Source organism: Klenkia sp. PcliD-1-E (assembly GCF_024124375.1).
Classification (GTDB): domain Bacteria; phylum Actinomycetota; class Actinomycetes; order Mycobacteriales; family Geodermatophilaceae; genus Klenkia.
On the sequence record NZ_JAMXRZ010000182.1, the window covers coordinates 1 to 5,492 of the forward strand.

General features: G+C 76.4%; 6 protein-coding genes. All 6 read left to right on the forward strand.

Annotated elements, in window-relative coordinates; translation table 11 throughout:
- A partial coding sequence (locus tag NH342_RS21725) for a FixH family protein (protein ID WP_253018241.1) occupies positions 1–983 on the forward strand: 983 nt, incomplete at its 5' end.
- Positions 984–1,012: 29 nt separating this feature from the next.
- Positions 1,013–1,750 (forward strand): YcnI family protein, encoded by a 738-nt coding sequence (locus NH342_RS21730; protein WP_253018243.1) that lies wholly within the window; start codon positions 1,013–1,015, stop codon positions 1,748–1,750.
- Entirely contained in the window at positions 1,747–2,409 is a 663-nt protein-coding gene (locus NH342_RS21735; RefSeq protein WP_253018245.1) for an SCO family protein, read from the forward strand. Before NH342_RS21730 ends, NH342_RS21735 begins: the two co-directional genes overlap by 4 nt.
- Before the next feature lie 2 nt (positions 2,410–2,411).
- Positions 2,412–3,461, forward strand: coding sequence for a hypothetical protein (locus tag NH342_RS21740; RefSeq protein WP_253018246.1), 1,050 nt, complete (start codon positions 2,412–2,414; stop codon positions 3,459–3,461).
- Positions 3,462–3,499: 38 nt separating this feature from the next.
- Positions 3,500–4,471 (forward strand): DMT family transporter, encoded by a 972-nt coding sequence (locus tag NH342_RS21745; RefSeq protein WP_253018247.1) that lies wholly within the window; start codon positions 3,500–3,502, stop codon positions 4,469–4,471.
- Positions 4,472–4,600: 129 nt separating this feature from the next.
- On the forward strand, positions 4,601–5,341 hold the full coding sequence (locus tag NH342_RS21750; protein WP_253018248.1) for a M23 family metallopeptidase: 741 nt from the start codon (positions 4,601–4,603) through the stop codon (positions 5,339–5,341).
- Positions 5,342–5,492 lie beyond the last annotated feature (151 nt).

The following is a 5,492-nucleotide window of genomic DNA, read 5'->3' on the forward strand; positions in this document are numbered from 1 at the left end:
TCCGGCGCGGGGACGGCCCGCCCGGGCGGGCCTGGCAGGCCGCCGCAGGGCTGCTCGGGACCGGCCTGGTGGTCGGCACCGCCGCGGTCGGCCACCCGGTCGCCGGGTCGCTGCCCGGGCTGGCCGTCGTCGTCACCACCGTGCACGTGGCCGCGATGACCGTCTGGTTCGGCGGGCTGGTCCTGCTGCTGGCCGTCGTGCTCCGTCCCGGGGTGCCGGCCGGCGAGCTGGCGACCGCGCTGCCCCGCTACAGCCGGCTGGCCGCCGGGTCGGTGGCGGCCCTGGTGGTCAGCGGTGTCGTGCAGTCCGTCCGCGAGGTCGGGTCGCCGGCCGCGCTGGTCTCCACCACCTACGGCTGGCTGCTGGTCGCCAAGCTGGCCCTGGTCCTGGTGCTGCTGGCCGTCGCCGGGGTGAGCCGTGTCTGGGTGCAGCAGCGCCTGGGCGCGCCGCGCCCCAGCGGGCGCCGGGTGGTCGCGCACGCCTTCAGCGCCGAGGAGGAGGCCGCCGCGGCGCAGCGCACGCAGACCGCGGTGGCCGACGTCGCTCCCTTCCGCCGGTCGGTGCTGCTCGAGGTGGCGGTCGCCGCCGTCGTCCTGGCGCTGTCCGCGGTCCTGGTCGGCACCCCGCCGGCGAAGGCGGCGCTGGCCCAGCCGGTCGACGTCACGCTGCCGCTGCAGTCGGCCACCGGCACCGACGGCAGCGTGCAGCTGTCGCTGGACCCCGCCCGCCCGGGCGCCAACGTGCTGCACGTCTACCTCTTCGACGACCAGGGCCGGCTGGCCCAGCCGCAGGCGCTGACGGTCACCCTCACCGAGCCGCAGCAGCAGATCGGCCCGCTCGAGGTCGACCTGCAGCCGGCCGGGCCCGGCCACTCCACCGGCGACGCCGCCATCCCCACCGCAGGCACCTGGACGGTCACCGTCTCGGTGCGGCTCGACGAGTTCACCGCGCTCACCGCGCAGACCACGTTCCCCGTCCGCTGACGCGGACGACCCCCCACCGAAGGAGAACCATGTCCCGCACCCTCCGCCGCGCCGCCGTCCTGGCCGCGGCCACGGCCGTCGCCCTCGTCGCCGGCACCGGCGTCGCGTCGGCGCACGTCCGGGTGTCGTCGGCCGACGCCGCCCCCGGCGGCTACGGCGTGATGACCTTCCGGGTGCCCAACGAGAGCGACACCGCCAGCACCGTGTCGCTGCGCATCCAGCTGCCCACCGACACCCCGCTGACCTTCGTGCAGGCCGAGCCGGTGCCGGGCTGGACGATCACCCAGACCACCACCCAGCTGGACCCGCCGGTCGAGGCCGACGGCGACACCATCACCGAGGCGGTCAGCGTCGTGCAGTTCACCGCGGCCGACGGCGGGGGCATCGCCCCCGGGCAGTTCCAGGAGTTCAGCCTGCTGGGCGGCCCCTTCCCCGACGCGGACAGCCTGACCCTGCCGACCGTGCAGACCTACAGCGACGGCACCGAGGCCGCCTGGATCGAGCCGACCGTCGAGGGCCAGGACGAGCCGCAGAGCCCGGCTCCGGTGCTCAGCCTGACCGGCGGGTCGGGCGGGGCCGCCGCCGACGCGCACGGCTCCGGTGGCACCGACACGGCCACCGACACCGCGTCGGCGAGCACGCCGGCCGCGGACGGCGGCGACGGGCTGGCGGTGACCGCGCTGGTCCTGGGCGGGCTGGGGCTGCTCGCCGGGCTGGGCGGGCTGTTCCTGGGCCTGTCCGCGCGCCGTCGTACCGTGGGCCGGTGAGCACCCGACGACGGGCCCCGGGGGCCCTGGCGCCCGCGCTCCTGGCGGCCGGGCTCCTGCTGGCCGGCTGCGGCGGCACCGCCGAGGCCGACGCCGGCCACGACCACTCCGCCGGCGAGGCGCCGGCCACGGTGTCGGGCCCGAGCAACCCCTACGACGGGCTCTACCTGCAGCAGCCCTACCAGAAGCCCGCGTTCACCCTGACCGACCAGGCGGGTGCGCCCTACGACTTCCAGGCGGCCACGGCCGACGGGCCGACGCTGCTGTTCTTCGGCTACACGAACTGCCCCGACATCTGCCCCACGACGATGGCCGACGTCGCCGTCGCGCTGCAGACCGTCGACCCGGCGGTGGCCGAGAAGACGCACGTGGTGTTCGTGACCACCGACCCCACCCGCGACACCCCCGAGGTGCTGGGGGAGTACCTGGCCCGCTTCGGCACCGGTGTCGCACCTGCCATCGTCGGCCTCACCGGTGACCAGTCGCAGATCGACGCCGCGCAGCTGGCCGCCGGGGTACCGCTGGCCGAGGACATGGGCCAGCAGCACTCCTCGCTGCTGCTGCTGTACGGGACCGACGGCGAGGCCGACGTGGCCTTCGACGCCGGGAACACCTCGCGCGACATCGCCCACGACCTGGCCGTCGTCGCCGCGGAGTGAGCGTGCCGCCGGCCCGGCTGGCTGCCCGGCTCCTCGCCGTCCTGCTCGGGGTGGTGGGGGTCCTGGCGCTGGCCGGGCCGGCGTCGGCGCACGTCGGCGACGGCCGGGCCGGCAGCGACTTCGACGGCCGCGTGCTGTCGGTGACCCCGGCCCTGCCCGGGGTCACCGTGCGGGTGCTGCAGTTCGGCGACGAGCTCGAGGTGGTCAACCCGACCGGCACCGAGCTCGCCGTCCCCGGCTACTCCGGGGAGCCCTACCTGCGCATCGGGCCGGACGGCGTCTGGCGCAACCGGCTGAGCCCGGCGACGACGATCAACCTCGACCGGTACGCCCGCACCCCGCTGCCGGTCGGCGCCAGCGCGACCGCGGCGCCCGCGTGGGAGCAGGTCTCCACCGAGCCCGCCTACACCTGGCACGACCACCGCACGCACTGGATGAGCGAGGGCCAGCTGCCGCCGGTGGTGGCCGCCGACCCGTCCCGGGAGCACCAGGTCTTCGCCTGGACGGTGCCGATGAGCTACGGGGGCGCCGCCGTCGCGGTCGAGGGGGAGCTGACCTGGTCGCCCCCGCCGCCGGGCTGGCTGGTCTGGCCGCTGTACGCCGTGCTGCTGGTCGCGGTGGTGGCGGCCGGGCTGCGCGCGCCGGGCCCGCTGGCCGGTGCCCTGGGTCTCGGGGCGGCGGCGTCGCTGTGGCACGCGCTGGCCACCCCGGTCCCGGCGGTCACCCAGAGCTCGCACACCGGGGCGGTGCTCTCGGCGCTGCTGCCGGCCCTGCTGGTCACCGGGGTGGCCGTGCTGGGCATCCGGGCCGGCCGGCGCGGGCGGGCCGGGCTCACCGGGGTGCTGGCCGTGGTCGCAGGCTGGCTGCTGCTCGTGCAGGGCCTGCCCGACGTCGACGTGCTGTGGACGGCGAACGTGCTGGCCACCGGGCCGGCGCTGCTGGCCCGGGTCGCGGTCGCGGTGCTGCTGGCCGGTGGGCTGGGTCTGGTGGTCGGGGGTGCGCTGGCCGCCCGCCGCGCCCGTGCGGTCGTGGGCGAGCCGCTGCCCGCCTGACGAGCGCCCGGTCGGCCGGTCGTGGCAGGCTCGCGGGCGTGCAGGACGTCGTGGAGGTGCTGGCCGCAGCCGGTCCGCACCGCGGGGGCTCGCCGAACCTCGCGCTGTCCGTGCTGCTCGCGCTCCTGTCGGCGTGCGCCTTCGCCGTCTCGACCGTCGTGCAGCACCGCGCGGCCACCGTCGCCGGGCAGGACCTGCCGCAGGGTGCGGTGCTGCGGCTGGTCGGCAAGCTGGTGCGCAACAAGGCCTGGATCGGCGGGCAGGCCGCGGCGCTGACCGGGTTCTGCCTGCACGCCGCGGCGCTGAAGTTCGGCCCGGTCGTCGTGGTGCAACCCCTGCTGTCCGGTGGGCTGGTCATCTCCCTGGCCCTCGGTGCCCTCGTCGACCGCCGCCACCCCGAGCGGCTGCTGCCGGAGAAGGGCCAGTGGATCGCCGCCGGGGTGGTCGCGGTGACCCTGGGCCTGTTCGTGGTCTCCGCCCGGCCCGACCACGGCGGTGCCTTCGCCCGCCCCGGCCCGCTGCTGGTCTGCGTCGGCGCCGCGGCGGCGGTCATGCTGCTGGGCGCGCTCTGGGCGCTGCGCCCGGGTGCCGCGCACAAGGCCCTCGTGCTGGGGCTGGGCGCCGGGTTCGGCTTCGGCATCACCGGGCTGCTGCTCAAGGACGTCGTCGCGCACCCGCCGGGCGAACTGCTCACCAGCTGGACCACCTACCTGCTGCTGGCCTCGGGTGCTGCCTCCATCACCTTCGCGCAGTGGGCCTACCAGTCCGGCCAGCTCATCGAGTGCCTCCCGGTCATGGCGATCCTCGAGCCGCTGGTGGCCGTCGGCCTGGCCGCGCCGGTCTACGGCGAGCGGCTCGCGCCCGGTGTCCTCGCCACCACCGGGCAGGTGGTCGGCGTCCTCGGCCTGGTGGCCGGGGTGGCCGTGCTCGCCCGCCGCACGGCGGCCCGGGAGACCACGTCGGTGCCGCTGGCGGTGCCGGCCCCGGCACCTGCGCCCCCGCCCGCCTGAGCCCGAATCACACCGATGTCATTTTCCTGACGGCGTGTCGCGCTCGACTCGCCGGACAGGGGGTCACAGGCGGGTCACGGCTGGTTACGTTGCGGGCGACGGGCTTGCTGGCGACGAGGGGGACGCGGGATGGCGGAGCAGGGCGCTGCGGACCGGGTGGTCGTGCGCAGTGGACGCACGACACGGGGACGCCGTCCGGCCGCCCTGCTCGTGGCGCTGGCCCTGGGCGGTGTCCTGGCCGGGGTGCTCGGCTTGCCGGGCACCGCCCCCGCCGGCGCCACGGAGGGCGTGGCGGTCGCCGAGGACGTCGCGGTCGCCGAGGCGCTGGCCGCGTCCGAGGACTCCGGCTTCGAGGCCGACACCATGCCGCAGATGGCGATCACCGAGGCGCAGGCCCAGCAGCGGCTGGCCGAGGTGGCCGCCTCCCGCGCCCAGCGCGACGCCGAGGCCGCCGCGGCCGCGGAGGCCGCCCGCCCGAAGGCGGTGCTGCCCGTCGACGGCGCCCGGATGACCACCTGCTTCTGCATGCGCTGGGGCCAGATGCACTACGGCATCGACCTGGCCGCCCCGATGCTCACCCCGGAGTACGCGGCCGAGGACGGCGTCGTCGTCCGGGCCGGAGCGGCCGGCGGCTACGGCCAGGCCGTCTACATCCTGGGTGTGAGCGGCGACGTGACCGTCTACGGCCACATGGAGGAGATCGAGGTCTCCGCCGGCGACGTCGTCGAGGCCGGGCAGACCATCGCGCTGCTGGGCAGCCGCGGCCAGTCCACCGGCCCGCACCTGCACTTCGAGGTGCACTCCGGGGGGATCAACGGCCGGCCGGTCGACCCGGTCGAGTGGCTGGCCGAGCGCGGCGTCGAGGTCTGAGGCCGGCCCGCGTTGATCAGGGGACTCGGTGTCAACCGGTCGTTGCATCACCCCAGCTGAGGGGTGGGGCTCGTGGCGACTCGGGCGAACATGCGGGTGTTCTGGTCGGGGATCGCTGAGGGGCTGACCGTTGCGTCAGCCTCTCAGCGGG

Coding starts and splice junctions, on each gene's coding strand:
- NH342_RS21730 (WP_253018243.1), top strand. CDS start 1,013: ATGTCCCGCACCCTCCGCCGCGCCGCCGTCCTGGCCGCGGCCACGGCC.
- NH342_RS21750 (WP_253018248.1), top strand. CDS start 4,601: ATGGCGGAGCAGGGCGCTGCGGACCGGGTGGTCGTGCGCAGTGGACGC.